The following is a 19118-nucleotide window of genomic DNA, read 5'->3' on the forward strand; positions in this document are numbered from 1 at the left end:
CGATCATGCGCAGATCCAAAGCGACGGCGCGTCTTCTCAGACGCGCGGGCGCTCTATTGTTGCGCAAGGCTCTGGATGGACTCCATCGTCTGCTTGGCGTCGGCGCTGCCGCCGAAGGCCGGCGGGAAATACTGGTTGAACAGGTTTTCGACCGCCGCCCAGTTGTTGGTGATCACGTAGGGCACGGAATGCGCCAGGGAATAGTCGATGGCCTCGCCGCCATTGGTAATGTCCTTGGCCGCTACCTTGTACCACGAGGGTTGCGAAGCCGTGCGCGCCGGCAGCGCACGGCCCTGCTCGGCAAGATACTGCAGCGCCTCCGGGCTGGTCAGCACCTGGATCGCTTTCCACGCCGCATCCTTGTTCTTGCTCGTCGTGGCGATGCCGAAACCTGAGCCCGCCGTGACGGCGGTAAGCTCGCCGTCTCCGCGCGGCAGGGAGGTAGAACCAATTTTGAACTTGACCTTGTCCTTCATGCCAATGATTGACCACGGACCGTCGATATACATGGCGACATTGCCCGAATAAAACCGACCTTGGATGACCGTGCCGGCATCGGCGCTCGACGGCACCAGCGGCGCGACCTTGTCCTTGGCGGCAAAGCCAATCACCCTATCGGCGGCAGCAACGGCACTCGGATTGGTGAGGTCTAGCTCTCCTGCGTCGTTGACATATTTATCGCCCCAGGCGGCGGCCAGAACCGAATAATTGGTCGGGGTGATGCCAAAGCCGTATTTACCGTCCTTGGTCAACTTCTTGGCGGCATCGGTAAATTCGGCAAGCGTCCAGCCCGGCTTCGGCAACGGAACGCCGGCAGCTTCGAGCGCGTCCTGGTTATAATAGATGACCCACGGACCGACGTCGTAAGGCAAGCCGTAAAGCTGCTTGTCGACAGACATGCCGCCGATGATCGAGGGCGTAAAGGCGCCGACGTCGAACTTGTCGGCCGCGATCCGCTTATTCAGAGGCTCGAGCAGCGAAACAAAATTCGGCATGCGCAGCGACTGCATGGAAACGATGTCGGCGAGCTGTCCGGATGCCGCCAGCACCGGCAGCCGCGTCCAGTAGTCGACCCATCCCGTCGTCGTCAGCGTCACCTTGATATCGGGGTATTTGGTGGTCACCATGTCGGCCAGGTGCTGCCAGCCCTTGGTGTCGGCATCGGAACCGGTCCACATCTGCCAGGTCAGGTTCACCTGCTCGGCCGATGCGGTGGTGGCCAACAGACTGCCGCCGATTGCGGCGAGCAAAAGCGTTTTCTTCAGAACCTTCATGGGTTTCTCCTCCCTCCATGACGCAATGAACGTGCGGATGCGACCGAGCTCACACCTTGAGGATGATCTCGATTACCGGAACGGTGACATCAGGTCGCCGGACCGGCAGTTCGAGCATGATCATGCCTTCCGGCACCATCACGCCGATATTGGAATCCACATCCCTCGTGTGGTTGAGCCAGCGCACTTCGCTGGCATCGTGCAGGAACTGCGCATAGGCGATCTTGTCGGCGAGGCCCTCGATATGAACGTGGCGGTAGGGCCAGTTGTAGACATGCAGATAAAGGCGGTTGCCGCGCTGGGTGTAGCGGCAGCCGGCCGGCACCGGCAGCTCTGATGGCCCGGCCCCATAAATTGAGCGCCCGTTGACGGCCATCCAGTTCTGGTAAACCTCCAGCGCATCGATGGCGCGCGCATCGAGCGCGCCGCGCCCAGTCGGACCGACATTCATCAGCAGGTTGCCGCCGAGCGCGACGGAATCGATCAGCAGTTGGATGATCTGTTCCGGGCTCTTCCAAGTATCCTCGTCACGGTGATAACCCCAGGAGCCGCTGAAGGTATGGCATGCCTCCCAGAGCACCCCCTGGCTGGCGATAGCTGGCGCCACGCGCGGCGTATATTGCTCTGGGGTCGTTACATCAGGCAGCTTGCCCGATGGCAGATCGAGGCGGTTGTTGACGATGATTTCGGGCTGCAACTCGCGCACCAGCTCGATCAGTTGTTCGCTCTCCCAATCGGCACGCCCCTTGCCCGGCAGACCGTGATATTCGCGGCCGGGATAGCTGAAATCGAACCAGATGATGTCGATGCGGCCGAATCCGGTCAGAAGCTCGCGCACCTGTTCGCGCATATAGGCGGCGTAGTTGGCGATCTTGCGGTCGGCGTTCAGCGCCTTGGCGTCAGGATGGTTGCGCAAGGGATGGTGGACGTCGATCGGAAAGTCCGGGTGGTGCCAGTCGAGCAGCGAATAATAGAAGCCGATCTTCAGCCCCTCGGCGCGAAACGCCTCGACCAGGGGCGTCAGCAGGTCCTTGCCGCAAGGTGTGTTCGTCGCCTTGTAATCGGTGACCTTGCTGTCCCAGAGGCAGAAACCCTCGTGATGCTTGGTCGTCACCACGACATATTTCATACCGGCCAGACGGGCGCGTCGAGCCCATTCCTTGGGATCGTAGAGATCGGGATCGAAATTGTCGAAATAGCGCTGGTAGTGCTCGTCGCTCAGCTCCTCGCGGTTTTTCAACCACTCATGGCGGGCTCCGAGCGCATAGAGGCCCCAATGGATGAACATGCCCAAGCGGTCCTGGCTGAACCAAGCGTGCTTGTCCGATGCCGAATTTTCCAGCTGGCGTGCCGCTATCGTCACAGGTTTCTCCTCCCTGTTTCCGGTTCGTTACATCATCGAACCGGTTCGGTGGCCAGATCATCCGCCGCGAGTTTCGAGCTGTCAAGCCGAAATCCATCTAGTTCAAGTCGGAATCTCGCCCGCATGTTGCCGCTTTTGCCGTCAACGTGTTGCACCGACAAATAAAATCTGCCATAAATAACCTATAGAACCGGTTCGACAAAAAATGACCACCATACGTGATGTAGCGCGTCTTGCGGGGGTTTCGATCTCGACCGTCTCGCTCGCGCTCAACAGTCCGAAGCGGGTCGGCGCCGAGACGCTCGATCGCATCCAGCAGGCGATAAAATCGACCGGCTACCGTATCGATCCGGTGGCCCAGACGCTGGCGCGCGGACGCAGTTCGCTGATCGGTTTTGTTTCGGCCAATCTCGGCAACATGTTCTTCGGCGACATCCGCCGCGAAATTGAACACCAGGCGCTCGATCACGGCTATTTCGTCCTGATCGCCGACTCCTCCGGCAGGGCCGATCTTGAACGGGCGCTGCTGGAGCGGCTGGAGGCACAGAAGATTGCCGGCATTGCCTTGGCAGCCAACGGGCGCGGCGAGGAGTACGCAACCTTCCTGCGCGACTTCAAGACGCCGATCGTGATGTTCGACCAGAAGGTCGAGGGCGCAGAACGCGATTTCGTCGGCTCCGACAATCCGTTGACGACAACTATCCTGACCGAACATCTGCTGCAGCTCGGCCACCGGCGCATCGGCTTCATCTCCGGCCCAAGCGGCCTGCACACCGCCGACGAACGCCTGAAAGGCTTCATGGATACGATGGCCGGCGCCGGCGCGGACACCGACCCTTCGCTGGTCGTCGAGGGCGGCTACACCAGGACCGGCGGCCATGCGCAGGCGATGCGGCTCTTAACCCGCCGCGACCGGCCGACCGCCATCATCGGCGCCAACAATATGACGGGGCTGGCGGCCCTGCAGGTAATGCAGGAGATGGGTTTCCGCTGCCCTGACGACGTGTCGCTGGCAATGGTCGACGACGTGCCCTGGAGCAACGTCATCACGCCGCGCATCACCATGGTGGTTCAGGATGCACCGAAGCTCGGCGAACTGGCCGCACAGCGTCTGCTGGCAAGAATAGCCAGCCCCGAGGCCGCCGCAGAGCCGCCGCAGGATTTCATCCTGACGCCGAGATTTGTGCGCGGGGAGTCGACCAAGCGCCTCTGAATCGCCCCTCCCTGAACTCTCTTAGTGAGGCGAAGGAAGACGCGGTGCGCGGGCGGATACCTCGCTAACGCCGAAGAGATCTTCTGGGTCGCAGCACCCTACCCGGCAAAACAGGCAAGCAACGGGTGCCGTTCTTCATTGAAAGACGATGCGATTTGTCATACATGTGTGATGAATCGAGATTTCGCATGCCACCAAACTCGGCGGCGTCCGGATCCAGCCGATGCAAGGGGCGAGGCGTGGCTATGCAGGTGAAGGATCGCGGTAAGGGCTCGGGGTCGCTGGTCTCACGGGTCGGCGAGAGCCTGCGACAGGCAATATTGAGCGGCCAGTATTCTGCCGGCGACAAGCTCCCGAGTGAGCATGAACTGACCGAAACACATCGCGTCAGTCGGACCGTCGTGCGCGAGGCGGTGGCCGCACTTCGCTCCGACGGGCTCGTCGAAGTACGCCAGGGCGCCGGCATCTTCGTGGTTGGCGCCGATCTGGGCGCGGCGCTCTCCGGGCGCAACGACAAGGCCCGTGTCGCCTCCGACTTGGAAGTGCTCGAAATCCGAACCCCCGTCGAAATCGAGGCGGCCGGACTTGCCGCCTTGCGCCGCTCGCCGGCGCAGGAGGAAGCGATCTTCGAATGCCACCGGAAGATCCTCCAGTGCATCGAGACGGATCAATCCATCCGCGAGGCGGATCTCGAACTCCATGTCGCGATCGCCGAGGCGACCAACAATCCACTGTTCAAGCACTTCCTTCAATCCCAGGGGTCAGCGATCATCCCGCAATCGAGACTTGTCCCGGAAACAAGGACTGCCGAGCAGACCGCCTACCGAAAGCTGATCCACAGGGAACATGAAGCAATCATCGTTGCGATCTCCGACAGGGACGAGCAGGCTGCCCGCAACGCCATGCGTGAGCACCTGGTCGGCAGTCAGACGAGGTACCGCAACCTGCTGAAGGACCTGCGGAGTTTTGCGACCTGAGTCCAACGAGAAGCTCCCGCCGCACGGCAGGCTTTTCGACAGTCACGACCAACCCATCCAAAAATCGACGCCGAAAGCGACTTTCCCGGCAATTTGAGCAGGCTCCTCCATTGTATGGAAGCGCGCGCAACGCGTTTTTCGGCGTGTCGCATGGATTGGACGCGCTATTTGACCCTTCTGCGGCTGAAAGCTAGTTGAAAGCTTCGACGTCATAGGAAAGGGCAGCATCGTGGAGGAGCACGGTCAAGGTGGCCAGACGACGATGCAAGCACCAGGAGGAGATTTCCATGCGTTCTTCACGCAGCCTTTTTCAAACCGTAGCCCTTTCCACGCTTTTCGCTGCAGCATCTTTCGCTGCGAGCGCCGCAAACGCAGCCGACAAGATCACCATCATGGTCGGCGGCTATGAAAAGCAGATCTATCTGCCGGCCAAGCTCGCCGAATCGCTCGGGTACTTCAAGGACGAAGGCCTCGACGTCGAACTCCTGAACGAAGCTGCCGGCGTCGATGCCGAAAACCAGCTGCTGGCGGGCGCCGTCCAGGGTGTTGTCGGCTTCTACGACCATTGCGTGGACCTGCAGGCCAAGGGCAAGTTCGTCGAATCTCTCGTCCAGTTCAGTCAGGCGCCGGGTGAGGTCGAGATGGTCTCGAGCAAGCATCCGGAGATCAAATCGCCGGCCGATTTCAAGGGCAAGACCCTCGGCGTTACCGGCCTCGGCTCTTCCACCAACTTCCTGACGCTCTTCATGGCGTCGAAGGCCGGCCTGCAGCCGGGCGACGTCGTCACCGTTCCAGTCGGTGCCGGCGGCACGTTCATCGCCGCCATGCAACAGGATCAGATCCAGGCCGGCATGACGACGGAACCGACGATCTCGCGCCTGATCAAAACCGGCGAAGCCAGCGTTCTCGTCGACATGCGCACGGTCGAATCGACCCGAAAGGCGCTCGGCGGGACCTATCCGGCCGCCTCGCTCTATATGGAAACCGCTTGGGTCGATGCGCACAAGGACGAGGCACAAAAGCTCGCCAACGCTTTCGTGAAGACCCTGCGCTACATCAACACGCATTCTGCCGCCGAGATCGCAGACAAGATGCCGAAGGACTTTTACGTCGGCGACAAGGACGGCTACATCAAGGCTTTGAACGACGGCAAGGGCATGTTCACCACTGATGGTGTCATGCCGGAAGACGGTCCGAAGACCGTGCTTGCCGTGCTCTCGGAATTCTCCAAGAACGTCAAAGGCAAGCAGATCGACCTTTCCAAGACCTACACGACGGAATTCGTCAAGAACGTCAAGTAACGCGTGATATCGCTTCCGGCTTCAGCCGGAAGCGGCCTCCGATCGATCCATGGGCATTGCGTGCACGCGCCCTAAGGCACGCCTCAGGTATCATCATGCAACATGACAACAAGCAGATCCCGGCGATCGAGCTGATCAACGTCAGCCGGCGCTTCGTCTCGCCGACCGGAAAATCCCTGACAGCCTTGCGCGATTTCAACATGACGGTTGCCCGCGGAGAGTTTGTCGCCGTCGTCGGTCCTACCGGATGCGGGAAATCGACGACGCTCAACCTCGTGACCGGTCTCGCACGCCCAAGTGCCGGCGAAGTCCGGCTGATGGGCGGGCCCATCACCGGCATTGACCCGCGTGTCGGCTTCGTATTCCAGACCGACGCGCTCTTTCCCTGGAAGAACGTCATCGACAATGTCATGGCCGGTCCACTGTTCCGCGGAAAGTCCCACGCCGAGGCGGAAAAGAGCGCCCGCGACTGGATCGCCCGTGTCGGTCTTTCGAAATTTCTCCATCACTACCCCCACCAGCTTTCGGGCGGCATGCGCAAGCGCGTCTCGCTGGCGCAGACCTTCATCAACGAGCCCGAAATCCTGCTGATGGATGAGCCGTTTTCGGCGCTCGACGTGCAGACCCGCACAGTCATGCATGAAGAGCTCTTGAAGCTTTGGGCGGAGCGAAAGGCCTCGGTAGTGTTCGTGACCCACGATCTCGAAGAGGCTGTGGCGCTCGCGGATAAAGTCTATGTGCTGACCGCCGGCCCCGCGACGGTCAAGTCGGTCTACACGATCGATCTCCCACGCCCGCGCGTCGTGTCGGAAATCCGCTACGAGCAGAGCTTCATCGACTATTGCAAGACGATCTGGGAGGACCTCCGCGAAGAGGTCGAGACCAGCTACCGCCGCGCAAGCGAAGCGGCCTGAGGGAGGATATCATGGCACACACCACTCTTGAGGCCGGTTCGGCCACCATGTTTCGGCCGGGCACGTCTGATACAGAAATCGAGGCGTCGGCGCTGAAGGCGATGCGTCAGCGGAAATTTCTGGTGCGTTTCTGGCAGATCGCCATCCTGGTCTTCGCGATCGGCATGTGGGAACTCTCCTCCAATATGCAGTGGATCGACCCGTTCTTCTATTCGAGCCCGAGCGGCGTCGTTCAGCGCCTCTATGAATGGGCAACGGAAGGCACCACCGAAGGTTCGCTGTGGTACAATCTCTGGGTGACGATGGAAGAGGCGCTGATCGGCTTCTTCGCCGGCTCGATCACCGGCGTTTTCGTCGGCGTCGGCCTCGGCCGCAACCGCTTTCTGTCGGACATCTTCTCCGTCTACATCAAGGCGATCAACTCGATACCGCGCGTCGTTCTCGCCCCCATTTTCATCATGATCATGGGCCTCGGCCTGCCCTCCAAAGTCGCTCTCGCCTTCATCATGGTGTTCTTCGTCGTGTTTGCAAACGCCTTCCAGGGCGTGCGCGAGGCCGACCGCAATATGATCGCCAATGCCCGCATCCTTGGGGCCTCGGACTGGCAGGTGACCCGCGCGGTGATCATTCCTTCGGCGATGAGCTGGATCTTCGCCAGTCTGCACGTGTCCTTCGGTTTCGCGATCATCGGCGCAATCGTCGGCGAATTCGTCGGCGCCCGGTTTGGCATCGGTCAGCTCATCTCGATCGCCAAGGGTACGTTCGATGCGGCCGGCATGTTCGCGGCAATCCTCCTCGTCATGGTCGTCACGCTTGTTGCGGAATACATCATGACGTTGGTCGAGAACCGTCTGGCGAAGTGGCGGCCGCAGCAGCACCTCGACACGCAGTAAACAGATCGATCCTCCCTAGGCAGATCGTACTGAAGGCCGGGCGCCATGCCCGGCCTTCTTTCATTGATGCAGTCAATCTTGAAAGGAACCTCGCCTCGGGTTCAGGTCAGCGGAAGCCGCACGGTAACGACAAGACCGCCGCCATCCGCATCATCGAGCGAGACTGAACCTCCCGCACCTTCGACGACCTCCCGGACGATCGCAAGCCCAAGACCGCTGCCCTCCGCTTCGGTCCCCATGATCCGGTAGAACCGTTCGAAAACCTGCTCCCGCTCCCCGTGGGGAATCCCCGGCCCGCTGTCCTCGACGGTAACGACGGCGTTGCCGTCCGCTTGCCCGACCGTGACGGTCACCCGTCCGTTCGGGCTGGTATAGCGGATCGCGTTGTCTATGAGGTTGACCAGCATCTCGCGCAACATCGTCCCGTCGCCTTCGACGATGACGGGACCATCCGCTTCCAGACCGACGTCGATGTTGCGCCTCAGCGCCTCTTCAGCATGCGCCTCCAAAATCTCACGGGCTGCCTTGCTGAGGTCGGCGGCGTCGCTGCGCGGGCGCCGGCTTCCGGGCTCGGCGCGTGACAAGGTAAGGAGTTGGCTGGCGAGACGCGAAATCTGCTTCGTGCTGGTGCGAAGCGCAAAGAGCGCCTCGTCGCGGCGACCCGCATCGTCTTCGCGGGCCGCCACGCTCGCCTGGGTCGAAATCAGCGCCAAGGGCGTTCGCAGCTGATGAGCAGCATTCGATACGAACCGTCGCTGCGCGGCCATCTGGTTCTGGACGCGCTCCATGTAGTCGTTGAGTGCGTGAACGAGCGGTTGCAGTTCGCTCTGCACCATCTCCGGCGGCAGCGGATCGAGACGGTTGCGACCGCGCTGTCGCACAGCGTCCCGCAGTCGCAGAGCCGGCGCCAGGCCCCGTTGAAGCCCGAGGATGGTCACCAGGCTTGCGACGAAGAGGAGCACGAACTGCTTCGAAAAGTCCGAGAGCCACAGCTGCCGTCGCATCGCGTACTGGCTGTTATGGGTCACGGCGACGGTCACGGAGATGGTGCCGTCATCGGGCAGCCCGACGACAGGATGGTCGAGCATTATGACGCGCACATCGGCGCCATGAAACGCGCGATCCTCACCTGCGCGATGGATGGCCGGCAACGGCAGGTCGGGAACGCCGCTCACAAGACTGCCCCACGCAGTGATCACCTGATAGGACACCCGGTCACCGAAGCCTGTATCGAACATCTCCAGCGCGGAAGGCGGCACGTCCACTTGAACATTGCCGCCCTCGTCGACGCGGACGGCCTCGGCGATGACCCGGGCCGAGGCCAGAAGCGTTCGATCCGTCACCAGCTTTGCCGTCGCGTCGGCCGTCCAGAAGCTGTCGTAAAGATTGAAGCCGATGGCGCCGAGCAGGGTCAGCAGCACCCAGCAGAGCAGTTGCACCCTCAGGCTCCGGCTGAGCCGCGCGATCGTCGCCCCTACCTTTGTGACGACGCTACTGGACATGTCTGAGGAGATAACCGAGCCCACGCAACGTCGCGATCTGAACCGAGCTGCTCTCGAGCTTCTTTCGCAGCCTGTGGACGTAGATTTCGATGGCGCTCGGATCCGCCTCGTCGTCGAAACCGAACACGCTTTCAGAAAGCGTGGCTTTCGAGACGGTGGTGCCAAGCTTCATGACGAGCTGCTCAAGGACAGCATATTCTCGCGGCGTCAGTTGCAACAGCTCATCCGCGACGAAAAACTGCCGCGTCCCACCGGAAAAACGTAGGTTTCCGACGGTGATTTCCGACGATGCGCGATCCTGCCCGCGGCGCACCACCGCGCGGATTCTCGCTTCGAGTTCGGCGATTTCGAAAGGCTTGGCGAGATAATCGTCGGCGCCGCTGTCGAGCCCGGCCACACGACCGTCCAGGCTCGCATTCGCGGTCAAGATGATGACCGGCAGCTTGCTTCCCGACTGCCTCAATCGCTTCAAGAGCGTTAAGCCGTCAAGCTTGGGCAGCGCAAGGTCGAGGATCATTGCCGAATACTCGGCCACCTTGAGCATATGCTCGGCGTCCTCGCCGTCATGGGCGATATCGATAGCATATTGTGCCTGTCGCAGGGCTTTCCCCAGCCAGGCCGCCAGATCCTTGTTGTCCTCCACCACAAGCAGTCGCATCCGACCTCCTTAGCATGGGCACATGCTCTGACGGAAGCGACGCGGTTTCTCTGCTATCAGGCGTGCTCAGCTTCGCCTTCGGCAGCAACGGCTGCGACGTTCCGGTCGACGGCGCCCGGCGCTTCCGTTCCCCAGATTTCGACCTGCGTCAGCGCCGGATAAGGCGAGCCGTCCTCCGCCTTGATCAGGCCATGCATTTCGACCCATTCGACGATGCAAGGCTCGATGGAAAAAACCTGCGCGGCGCCAGATTTCACCAGCGGAAAAGAAGAGGTTCTGCCATTCGAGAAGGTGACGCTGGCTTTCTCCCACCAGGAATCATGCGGGAAGTCGGCCCGGAGGTAGAAGACGATCTCATCGATCCGGACGGGCCTGCCGAACTCCACGGTCAGCGCGGCTTCAGGATCGCGATTGATGCCCCAACTGGTGTAAGGCCAGAAGCCATGATCGTCGTTGGCCTTTTCGCCGTCGATCGCGTTGCGCGCCGCAAAGACCGCTTCGCCACGGGTTTCGACATTGGCGCGCGCATGCGGAAACAGCGAATGGTTGGCGTGATCGTCCCAGGGATTCAGGGCGAGATTGCGCCGCTGGGCGATCTCGTCGGGCCGCGCGCTTTTTGCTGAAAGCCGATGGATATCACCCTTAAAGGCGTTCGGCGAATAGGACTTGCGCTTGTCGCCGAAGGGCACGGCGAGGCAATAGTCGCTTTCCCTGATATAGACGAGGCCGGGCTGGATCGCGCTGTCCAGCGCCAGGAACACATGCCCGAGTTCTGAAGCTTCTACGACGACGCAATCGCCCTCCCGATAGCTCTGGCGATAGACTAGAAACGTCTCGTCCTGCCCAGTGGAGCTTGCCAGCACGAACCCATCGGCGTCCGTGATCTTTAGCGTCAATTTCATGCTCGTCCTCCTTAGACGATCCGCAATCTCAGGAGCCTGCCGGCAAACGGTAGGCGCAGCCGGTAGATTTTTTCCGGCCAGGCCGCTCTCAGCCTGATGTCGTCCACGTCGATCTCATCGATTTCGATCGGCCCACTGCCGTCGGCGAAAATGCTGCCGAGATCGGCGAGATCGATCCTGTCCGAGGTTACGGTCGGTGCCAGGCATGTCATCAGCGACAGGATGGCCGGCTTGCCGCCGTCATAGGTGTCGACGATCTCGACATGGCGGCCACGCAGCAGGGAAACGACGCGACGGTAGCTGTGCAACTGCGCTTCGGCGGGATAGGCGCCAGATATATCGAGAGAGATGCGCGCGCTCTGCTCGTCATACCCGACCTCGACATCGCGCGCGCCGAGCGCTTCGCCGGCGGATTGCATGACGCCTGCGAAGGTCGGCAGGTTGTGAAAAGCCGACTGCATCGTCCAAATCTCGTAGCGCCGCGCCGAAAAGGTCTTTGCAGTATAGGTCTCGACACCGACATCGATCAGCAACGGACGACCGTTCTTATAGAGCGTCACGCTTCCGACATCGTTGTGATTGTGGCCCTCGCCGTTGTTGCCGCCCTTGACGGCAAGCGAAAACTGCTCGTCGCGAGCGATGAACAGACCAATGCCGGGATAGAAGATCTCGCGCCTGCGCGCATGACGCGGGTGGACTGCAGCGGGAAGCGTCGGGCCGACCAGCAGTTCCTGCACGCGATACCAGAGGTTCCATTCCCCGGGCAGGTGCGGATTGTCGGCGGCGACCCTGTCGGCTGCGGCGAACTCGGCCAGCATCGGCGAGCCGACCGCCTGTCCGAACAGGTACTCCCGCGCACTGCAGGGTTCGACCACCGCGGAAGAATCGGCGAAGTTGAAATAGTAGCGGCCGGCGACACGCATGTTGGCGATATATTCGGCCATGTTGCGGACCTTCGGCTGCTGCCAGAACCTGGCAAACAGGCCCGGGGCCACGGTATCGAGGATGGTCAATGCACCGTGGAGGCAAAGCGCGGCGTGGCGGTAGTAGACGACGCCCTCCTCGCAGGCGCCGTCCTCGGCGTAGTCCTTCAGGAAAGCATCAAGACTGCCGAGTGCCTTTCTGACGACGGCGTGGCGCGTCGCCTGATCTGTTTTCAGCGAAAAGACCGTCAAGAGGACGTTCTGGGTTATCCATGCCGTCCAGTTGTTCATCCGCTCATCGTCGCGGCCCATCCACCAGAAATGCCGGGCGAGATAGGGCGTAAGGATGCGGGCCTCGATCTCGCGGTCCACCCGTGCGGTGATCTCGGGGCTGATGCCGTCGAGTTCGTCGCCGAGCAAGGCGACGATAGTGGCAAGCAGGGCAGCCGTTTCGGCTGCGAAGAGATCGACGACCGGTTGCGAATTGTCGGGTAGCGGCAGCCGCGCGCCGCTGCGTTCATAGGCATTATGCGCCGGAAGCTGCCAGCCGCTTTCCTCGACGATCAGGAAGATGCCGTCGACGATCTTCGGCAGGAACCGGGCTGCACCTTCGATAAGTTCGCCAAGCACCAGATTGTTGAGCATCCGGCGCCGTGTGAAATAGAGTTCCTCGAAGCGCGAACGGTTGCCCGTCGCGGTGAACGCCCGGTAGTCCGACGCAGTGATAACAGGCCAGGCCCGCGCCAGAGTCTCTTCGGCCTCCCGAACGACCAGTTCGCGCGTCGCCTGCGGCACGGAATTCCATCTGACGCGATCGGAGCAGACCGCCCCGGGCGTGAAATCGCCCAGCACATCCGGCAGCTCTCCTGAAATCTGACTGAACATGTCTCTCCCCGTACCGGAAAAGCATTGATGGGACGTCTGCTTTCCCGCCCACATATCATATGTATTTTGCGATTTCCATAAAATTCATATGACACGTTCAGAACTTGTTTGACCAATAGGGGATTTGTGCTATGTCGATGCGAGAGGAAGAGGAGGCATCGGTGTCCCTATCGAATTCGGTCATCGCAACGGATGGCGCTCTGGCAGCCTCCGGCCGGAAGGTCACGGTCCTGTCCAAGCGCCAGCGCAGGATACGCAACGCGCTTGTCGCCTACTCCTTCATTGCGCCGAATTTCATCGGCTTTGCCGTCTTCACGCTCGGCCCGATCCTGTTCGCCTTCGCGCTCGCCTTCATGCATTGGGACGGCTCGAACGCGATCACATTCGCGGGCCTCGACAACTTCTGGCGGCTGTTCGAGGACAAGGCCTTCATCGCGGCGTTCTGGAACACGGTTATCTACACGGTCGCCTCCGTTCCGGCGACGCTCGTCTGCGCCCTCGGCCTCGCCGTTCTCCTCAACCAGAAGATCGTCGGGCGCGATTTCTTCCGCACGGCGATGTTCTTCCCTTATGTCGCCTCGCTGGTCGCCGTCGCGGTCGTCTGGAACATGATCTTCAACCCCGAGATGGGACCGGTGAACATGGCCCTCTACACACTCGGCCTCGACCCGAAGAACATGCCGGGATGGGCAGCCGATCGCCACTGGGCGATGGTGACGGTGATCCTCTTCGGCATCTGGAAGAACATGGGGTATTACATGGTCATCTATCTGGCCGGCCTGCAGGGCATCAATGCCGAACTCTACGAGGCCGCCGACCTCGATGGCGCCAATTCCTGGCAGAAATTCATCCATGTCACCGTGCCGCAGCTCGGCCCGACGACCTTCTTCGTGACCGTCATGCTGACCATCCAGTCCTTCAAGGTATTCGATCAGATCTACATGATCACCCAAGGCGGACCCGGCACCTCGACGCTGGTCCTCGTCTACCACATCTACAACGAGGCATTCATTTCCTGGGATCTCGGCTACTCCAGCATGGTTTCGCTGGTGCTGTTCTTCCTCGTTCTCGCGGTCACCGTCTTCCAGTTCCGGCGCCAGAGGGAGGACGAGGCATGAGGATCGCCGGACGCAAAGTGACCGTCGGGACGGTCGCGATCTATGCCATCGTCATCGCCGTCACGCTGATCATGCTGATGCCCTTCGCCTGGATGCTTTCGGCATCGCTGAAGCTCAGCCGCGACGTGTTCGCCTTTCCGATCGAGTGGATACCGTCCGTGCCGCAATGGCAAAACTACGTCGATATCTGGACGAAGATCCCGCTCGCCCTCTTCATCTACAACACCTCGAAACTGACGATCATCGTCACGCTGCTGCAGCTTTTGACCTCCAGCTTTGCGGCCTACGCCTTCGCCAAGCTGAATTTTCCCTATAAGAACACTCTGTTCCTCGGCTACATCGCCACCATCGCCATGCCCTGGCAGGTCTATATGGTGCCGCAATTCCTGCTGATGCGCGAATTCGGCCTCAACAACACCCATCTGGCGCTGATCTGCCTGCAAGCCTTCACCGCCTTCGGCGTCTTCCTCATGCGGCAATTCTATATGTCGATTCCGACCGAACTTTGCGAGGCGGCCCGCATCGACGGCATGAACGAGTACCAGATCTGGGCACGCATCATGCTGCCGCTGTCGAAGCCGGCGCTCTCGACCCTGACGATCTTCACCTTCGTCACCACGTGGAACGACTTTCTCGGGCCGATGATCTATCTGACCAAGACCGAGCTGAAGACGGTCCAGATCGGCCTGCGCATGTTCATCTCGCAATATTCGGCCGAGTATGGGCTGATCATGGCGGCCTCCGTCGTCGCGCTCATCCCGGTTCTCGTCGTCTTCCTTGTACTCCAGCGCTTCTTCGTCGAAGGCATCGCCTCGACCGGATTGAAGGGTTAGGCCATGAACGCCATTTCCTCAGTCGCCCCGCAGCCGATCACCGACGAGGAGGTGAAAACCGCGCTCGATCTCGCTGTCGATCAGATCCGGCGCAACCTTCCCGAATTCACCCATGCCGCGCAGAACCATTCGAGCGTCAAGAATTTCTACCCCACTGTCGCCAACGACCAATGGACAGCAGGCTTCTGGCCGGGAGAGCTGTGGCTCGCTTTCGAACACAGCGGCGAGGCAGTTTTCCGAGATGCCGCGCAGACCCAGGTCCAGTCGTTCCTGCATCGGATCATTAACCGCATCGAGACCGATCATCACGACATGGGCTTTCTCTATTCGCCCTCCTGCATCGCCGCCTGGAAGATCGTCGGAGACGAGGATGGGCGCCGGGCTGCGATCCTCGCCGCCGACCAGCTGATCGAACGTTTTCAGCCGATCGGCCAATTCATCCAGGCCTGGGGCCGCAAGGGTAAAGCAGAAGAATACCGCTACATCATCGACTGCCTCTTGAACCTGCCGCTTCTCTACTGGGCAAGCCGCGAGACCGGTGATCCGAAATACCGCGAGATCGCGCTCATCCACGCCCGCACCACGCTCGCCAATTCGGTGCGGCCTGACGATTCCACCTATCACACCTTCTATATGGACCCGGTCACCGGAGCGCCGGTGCGCGGCGCCACCAAGCAAGGCTACAAAGACGACAGCGCCTGGGCGCGCGGACAGGCCTGGGGAATTTCAGGCATGGCGCTCTCCTATCGTTACGAGCGGATCGAGGAATATCGCCAGACCTTCGACCGGCTGCTCACCTTCTATCTCAACCGGCTGCCGGCCGACATGGTGCCCTATTGGGATCTCGTCTTTTCGGACGCAGACGGCGAGCCGCGCGACAGCTCGTCGGCCTCAATTACCGCCTGTGGCCTTCTGGAGATGGCCGATCTCGTCGAAGCCGAAGCCGCCGAGCGTTATCGCACGCTGGCGCGGCGGATGATGAAGAGCCTGGCCGACCACTATGCGGTCAAGGATCCCACGATCTCCAACGGCCTGGTGCTGCACGCCACCTATTCGAAGAAATCACCCTTCAACACCTGCCGCGGCGAGGGCGTCGATGAATGCGTCTCCTGGGGAGATTATTATTACATGGAAGCTTTGACGCGCCTTTCGCGCCGCTGGTCTTCCTATTGGTGAATTCAGGAGGACCCGATGGCCAGCATTTCGCTTAAAGAGCTGAACAAATCCTACGGCGCGCTCACCGTCGTCCACGACATCGATCTGGAAATCGCCGATAAGGAATTCATCATCCTGGTCGGCCCTTCCGGCTGCGGTAAATCGACAACGCTGCGGATGATCGCCGGCCTCGAGGAGATCTCGGGAGGAGAACTGAAGATCGGCGGCGACCTGATGAACGACGTCCCCTCCAAGGATCGGGATATCGCCATGGTCTTCCAGAACTATGCGCTCTATCCGCATATGACCGTCTACAAAAACATGGCCTTCGGCCTGCAGCTCAGAAAAGTATCGCGAGACTTCATCGATGCCCAAGTGCAGGATGCAGCCAAGATCCTCGACATCGCCCATCTCCTGAACCGCAAGCCGAAGGCGCTTTCGGGCGGCCAGCGCCAGCGCGTCGCGCTCGGCCGCGCGATGGTGCGCAATCCCGCCGTCTTCCTTCTCGACGAGCCGCTTTCCAATCTCGACGCCAAGCTGCGCGGCACGATGCGCTCCGAAATCACCAAGCTGCATAAGCGCCTCAACGCCACGTTCATCTACGTCACCCACGACCAGGTGGAGGCCATGACCATGGCGGACCGGATCGTCGTCATGAAGGACGGCCACATCCAGCAGGTCGATACGCCGCAGAACCTCTACGATCGTCCCGTCAACATGTTCGTCGCCGGCTTCATCGGCGCGCCGCAGATGAACATGCTGCCCTCGACCATCCTGCGCCGGGGCGACGGCTATGTCGCCGTCTTCGATGGTCGGGAATTGCCGCTGCCTGATCATTTCGACAAGGGCAGGATCGCACCCTATGAGGGACGTGAACTGGTGCTCGGCATCCGGCCTGAGAATTTTCACGAACTGCCGCCGGCCGACATCTCGGAAGAGAATCTGGCGCCGCTGGATGCGGTCGTGGAACTTGCAGAACCAATGGGCTCGGAAGTGCACCTGAACATGGTGGCGGGCGGCCGCAATCTCATCGCCCGGGTCTCGCCGCGTTTCCGTCCGGCGATCGGCGAGACGGCAAGGCTCGTCGCCGACATGAGCAATGCGCAGCTGTTCGACAAGGAAACGGAACGCTCGATTCTTTACTGAGGCGACTGCGGGAGAAGGCTATGCAGCGGTTGCGGGACATGTGGACGAGGGAGGGGCCGGGCATTCGAAAGGATGCTCCGAAGCGGACCGGTCTTGCCTTGTTTGCCGAGATCCTCGCCCGCGAATGGTGGGAGATGGTCAAGCTGAACGTCCTGTTCATCCTGGCTTCGCTCTTCGTCGTAACGCTGCCGGCCGCGCTCGCCGCCATGGCCCGCGTCTCGGTGGCCTTCGTGGAGGATCGCAACACCTATCTCCTCAGAGAGTTCACCGAAGCTTTTCTGCGCTACTTCTGGCGCGCCACCGCCTGGGGCCTGGCACTGACGGGCGCTCTTGCGATCTGCATCCATGCGATCATGACCTATGCCGCCGGCGCGCGGGATGACCTGTTGCTCGCCGCACCGCTGACGATCGCGCTCGCCGCCGCCGCCTTCGTCGCGGTTTTCGCCTGTCACCTCATCGTTTTGATGGTGATGCGCGATCTGCCGGCTCTCCGGCTGCTGCGGTTGGCTGCGCTCGCCTCCGTCCTCCGTCCGTTCCCGGCGCTTGCAGCGCTTACCTTCGTCGCCACACTGTGGCTGGCGCATATCCTCTTCTATCCGGTTTCCGCCTTCATGCCGGCAACCGTCAATTTTTCACTCGGAATGTTCGCCGTCGCATTCGGCGTCCATCGGGCGGCGGTGTTGGTGCTGGACTTGCCAGAGGCGACGCAGCCGCACCGTAAACCGCATGCACAAGACGCTTCATAAGATATCTGATTCAGAAACGATCCAGGGAAGGAGAACAGCAATGTATTTGGATAAACTCGGGAGGACGATGAAACTTGCCGTAGCAGGTTTCACGCTGGCAGCGGCAACGGCCGGCGTAGCGCTTGCCCAGGACGCGGTGACGTTGAAATGGGCTTTGTGGGACTGGGACAAGACCGCCTATTACAAGCCGCTGATCGAGGCCTATCAGGCCAAGCATCCGAACGTGAAATTCGAGCCGATGGATCTCGGTTCGCAGGACTACCAGCAGATGATTTCGACGCAGCTGACCGGTGGCTCTAAGGATATCGACATCGTCACCATCAAGGACGTACCGGGCTACACCAATCTGGTGCGTGCCGGCAATATCGCCGATCTCAGCAGCTTCGTGACCGAGCAGAAAATCGATCCAACTCCCTATGGCGGCCTGCTCGAGGAACTGACCATCGACGGTAAGATCTATTCCCTGCCGTTCCGCTCCGACTTCTGGATCGTCTATTACAACAAGGACGTCTTCGACAAATCAGGCGTTCCCTACCCCACCAATGACATGACCTGGGCGCAGTTCGACGCAACCGCCGAGAAGCTTTCGGGCGGCATGGGCGCCAACAAGACCTATGGCGCGCTCTTGCATACCTGGCGTTCGACCGTTCAGCTGCCCGGCATCCTCGACGGGAAACACACGCTCGTCGATGGCGACTACGCCTTCCTGAAGCCTTGGTACGAGCGAGCGCTCACCCTGCAGAAAGATGGGGCCATTCCTTCCTACGCCTTCCTGAAGACATCGAACACGCATTATTCGGCGCTCTTCTTCAACGGTACGATCGGCATGCTGCCGATGGGAACCTGGTTCGTCGGCACCCAGATCGCCAAGGTGAAATCGGGTGAATCGAAGAGCAAGAACTGGGGCATCGTGAAGTTTCCGCATCCGGACGGCGTAGCGGCCGGCACCACGGCTGCCCAGATCTCCGGCCTCGCAGTCAACGCCAATTCCGACCACAAGGCTGCCGCGCTCGATTTCATCAAGTTCGTCACCGGTCCCGAGGGCGCTGCAGTCATAGCATCGACGGGCACCTTCCCGGCGCTTAAGACCGCTGACGTCAGCGCAAAGATCGCCGCAACGCCAGGTTTCCCTGAGGACGCGGCCAGCAAGGAGGCTCTGATACCGTCGAAAGCCTATCTGGAGATGGCGGTCAACCCGAACGCTGCCAAGATCGAGGTCGTGCTCAACCGCGTCCATGACGCGATGATGACCGACAACACCTCCGTCGACGACGGCTTGAAGGAAATGACCGAAGGCGTGAAGGCCATCAAGTAG

General features: G+C 60.8%; 17 protein-coding genes. 11 read left to right on the plus strand and 6 right to left on the minus strand.

Translation table 11 applies throughout. The features are described from left to right. Nucleotides 1–53: 53 nt before the first annotated feature. Together HJB82_RS02770 and HJB82_RS02775 are read right to left on the minus strand one after the other, a co-directional pair. Nucleotides 54–1274 carry a sugar ABC transporter substrate-binding protein gene (locus tag HJB82_RS02770; protein ID WP_221139542.1) on the minus strand — a complete coding sequence of 407 codons (1221 nt, stop codon included), beginning with the start codon at nt 1272–1274 and terminating at the stop codon, nt 54–56. A gap of 49 nt (nt 1275–1323) precedes the next feature. After that, nucleotides 1324–2637, minus strand: a complete 1314-nt coding sequence (locus HJB82_RS02775) for an alpha-L-fucosidase (protein WP_221139543.1) — start codon at nt 2635–2637, stop codon at nt 1324–1326. 205 nt (nt 2638–2842) lie between these two features. Here HJB82_RS02775 and HJB82_RS02780 point away from each other — a divergent pair, with 205 nt between their 5' ends. The 5 genes from HJB82_RS02780 (at nt 2843) to HJB82_RS02800 (ending at nt 7935) form a co-directional block, all read left to right on the plus strand. Further along, on the plus strand, nt 2843–3850 hold the full coding sequence (locus tag HJB82_RS02780) for a LacI family DNA-binding transcriptional regulator (RefSeq protein ID WP_221139544.1): 1008 nt from the start codon (nt 2843–2845) through the stop codon (nt 3848–3850). Nucleotides 3851–4095: 245 nt separating this feature from the next. Next, nucleotides 4096–4827 carry a FadR/GntR family transcriptional regulator gene (locus tag HJB82_RS02785; RefSeq protein WP_207585190.1) on the plus strand — a complete coding sequence of 244 codons (732 nt, stop codon included), beginning with the start codon at nt 4096–4098 and terminating at the stop codon, nt 4825–4827. Nucleotides 4828–5114: 287 nt separating this feature from the next. Continuing rightward, nucleotides 5115–6128 carry an ABC transporter substrate-binding protein gene (locus HJB82_RS02790; RefSeq protein WP_207584667.1) on the plus strand — a complete coding sequence of 338 codons (1014 nt, stop codon included), beginning with the start codon at nt 5115–5117 and terminating at the stop codon, nt 6126–6128. 95 nt (nt 6129–6223) lie between these two features. Further along, a complete protein-coding gene (locus HJB82_RS02795) occupies nt 6224–7042 on the plus strand; it encodes an ABC transporter ATP-binding protein (RefSeq protein WP_221139545.1) in 819 nt (272 codons plus the stop codon). Nucleotides 7043–7053: 11 nt separating this feature from the next. Beyond that, the gene (locus HJB82_RS02800; RefSeq protein WP_207584665.1) at nt 7054–7935 is read left to right on the plus strand and encodes an ABC transporter permease; all 882 of its coding nucleotides are present in this window, start codon (nt 7054–7056) and stop codon (nt 7933–7935) included. 101 nt (nt 7936–8036) lie between these two features. Here the strand turns inward: HJB82_RS02800 and HJB82_RS02805 are convergent, their stop codons facing one another. From HJB82_RS02805 to HJB82_RS02820, 4 genes are read right to left on the minus strand one after another with little or no spacing between them, the layout of a single operon-like run. Beyond that, a complete protein-coding gene (locus HJB82_RS02805; protein ID WP_207584664.1) occupies nt 8037–9437 on the minus strand; it encodes a sensor histidine kinase in 1401 nt (466 codons plus the stop codon). Then, nucleotides 9427–10095 carry a response regulator gene (locus tag HJB82_RS02810; RefSeq protein WP_007635395.1) on the minus strand — a complete coding sequence of 223 codons (669 nt, stop codon included), beginning with the start codon at nt 10093–10095 and terminating at the stop codon, nt 9427–9429. Before HJB82_RS02810 ends, HJB82_RS02805 begins: the two co-directional genes overlap by 11 nt. Nucleotides 10096–10151: 56 nt before the next feature. Beyond that, nucleotides 10152–10997, minus strand: a complete 846-nt coding sequence (locus HJB82_RS02815) for a carbohydrate-binding protein (protein WP_221139546.1) — start codon at nt 10995–10997, stop codon at nt 10152–10154. Nucleotides 10998–11008: 11 nt separating this feature from the next. Next, nucleotides 11009–12805, minus strand: coding sequence for a heparinase II/III family protein (locus HJB82_RS02820; protein WP_221139547.1), 1797 nt, complete (start codon nt 12803–12805; stop codon nt 11009–11011). Nucleotides 12806–12936: 131 nt separating this feature from the next. Here HJB82_RS02820 and HJB82_RS02825 point away from each other — a divergent pair, with 131 nt between their 5' ends. Genes HJB82_RS02825 through HJB82_RS02850 form a run of 6 tightly spaced genes read left to right on the plus strand, consistent with a single transcriptional unit; the run spans nt 12937 to nt 19118 of the window. Then, entirely contained in the window at nt 12937–13923 is a 987-nt protein-coding gene (locus HJB82_RS02825; protein ID WP_221139548.1) for a carbohydrate ABC transporter permease, read from the plus strand. Then, entirely contained in the window at nt 13920–14756 is an 837-nt protein-coding gene (locus HJB82_RS02830; RefSeq protein ID WP_207584660.1) for a carbohydrate ABC transporter permease, read from the plus strand. The genes HJB82_RS02825 and HJB82_RS02830 overlap by 4 nt, the downstream gene beginning before the upstream one ends. Nucleotides 14757–14759: 3 nt before the next feature. Further along, on the plus strand, nt 14760–15932 hold the full coding sequence (locus tag HJB82_RS02835; RefSeq protein WP_221139549.1) for a glycoside hydrolase family 88 protein: 1173 nt from the start codon (nt 14760–14762) through the stop codon (nt 15930–15932). A gap of 15 nt (nt 15933–15947) precedes the next feature. Further along, entirely contained in the window at nt 15948–17057 is a 1110-nt protein-coding gene (locus tag HJB82_RS02840) for an ABC transporter ATP-binding protein (RefSeq protein ID WP_221139550.1), read from the plus strand. A 20-nt stretch (nt 17058–17077) separates the two neighbouring features. Next, a complete protein-coding gene (locus tag HJB82_RS02845) occupies nt 17078–17803 on the plus strand; it encodes a YesL family protein (RefSeq protein ID WP_207584657.1) in 726 nt (241 codons plus the stop codon). A 40-nt stretch (nt 17804–17843) separates the two neighbouring features. Beyond that, the gene (locus HJB82_RS02850; RefSeq protein ID WP_207584656.1) at nt 17844–19118 is read left to right on the plus strand and encodes a sugar ABC transporter substrate-binding protein; all 1275 of its coding nucleotides are present in this window, start codon (nt 17844–17846) and stop codon (nt 19116–19118) included.

The sequence above is a fragment of the Rhizobium sp. NZLR10 genome (genome assembly GCF_019685125.1).
Taxonomy (GTDB): Bacteria; Pseudomonadota; Alphaproteobacteria; order Rhizobiales; family Rhizobiaceae; genus Rhizobium.

Bases quoted from the DNA above. Each gene is read 5' to 3' on its own strand.
- HJB82_RS02770 (WP_221139542.1), bottom strand. From the start codon at position 1,274: ATGAAGGTTCTGAAGAAAACGCTTTTGCTCGCCGCAATCGGCGGCAGT.
- HJB82_RS02780 (WP_221139544.1), top strand. From the start codon at position 2,843: ATGACCACCATACGTGATGTAGCGCGTCTTGCGGGGGTTTCGATCTCG.
- HJB82_RS02785 (WP_207585190.1), top strand. From the start codon at position 4,096: ATGCAGGTGAAGGATCGCGGTAAGGGCTCGGGGTCGCTGGTCTCACGG.
- HJB82_RS02790 (WP_207584667.1), top strand. From the start codon at position 5,115: ATGCGTTCTTCACGCAGCCTTTTTCAAACCGTAGCCCTTTCCACGCTT.
- HJB82_RS02795 (WP_221139545.1), top strand. From the start codon at position 6,224: ATGCAACATGACAACAAGCAGATCCCGGCGATCGAGCTGATCAACGTC.
- HJB82_RS02800 (WP_207584665.1), top strand. From the start codon at position 7,054: ATGGCACACACCACTCTTGAGGCCGGTTCGGCCACCATGTTTCGGCCG.
- HJB82_RS02805 (WP_207584664.1), bottom strand. From the start codon at position 9,437: ATGTCCAGTAGCGTCGTCACAAAGGTAGGGGCGACGATCGCGCGGCTC.
- HJB82_RS02810 (WP_007635395.1), bottom strand. From the start codon at position 10,095: ATGCGACTGCTTGTGGTGGAGGACAACAAGGATCTGGCGGCCTGGCTG.
- HJB82_RS02815 (WP_221139546.1), bottom strand. From the start codon at position 10,997: ATGAAATTGACGCTAAAGATCACGGACGCCGATGGGTTCGTGCTGGCA.
- HJB82_RS02820 (WP_221139547.1), bottom strand. From the start codon at position 12,805: ATGTTCAGTCAGATTTCAGGAGAGCTGCCGGATGTGCTGGGCGATTTC.
- HJB82_RS02825 (WP_221139548.1), top strand. From the start codon at position 12,937: ATGTCGATGCGAGAGGAAGAGGAGGCATCGGTGTCCCTATCGAATTCG.
- HJB82_RS02830 (WP_207584660.1), top strand. From the start codon at position 13,920: ATGAGGATCGCCGGACGCAAAGTGACCGTCGGGACGGTCGCGATCTAT.
- HJB82_RS02835 (WP_221139549.1), top strand. From the start codon at position 14,760: ATGAACGCCATTTCCTCAGTCGCCCCGCAGCCGATCACCGACGAGGAG.
- HJB82_RS02840 (WP_221139550.1), top strand. From the start codon at position 15,948: ATGGCCAGCATTTCGCTTAAAGAGCTGAACAAATCCTACGGCGCGCTC.
- HJB82_RS02845 (WP_207584657.1), top strand. From the start codon at position 17,078: ATGCAGCGGTTGCGGGACATGTGGACGAGGGAGGGGCCGGGCATTCGA.
- HJB82_RS02850 (WP_207584656.1), top strand. From the start codon at position 17,844: ATGTATTTGGATAAACTCGGGAGGACGATGAAACTTGCCGTAGCAGGT.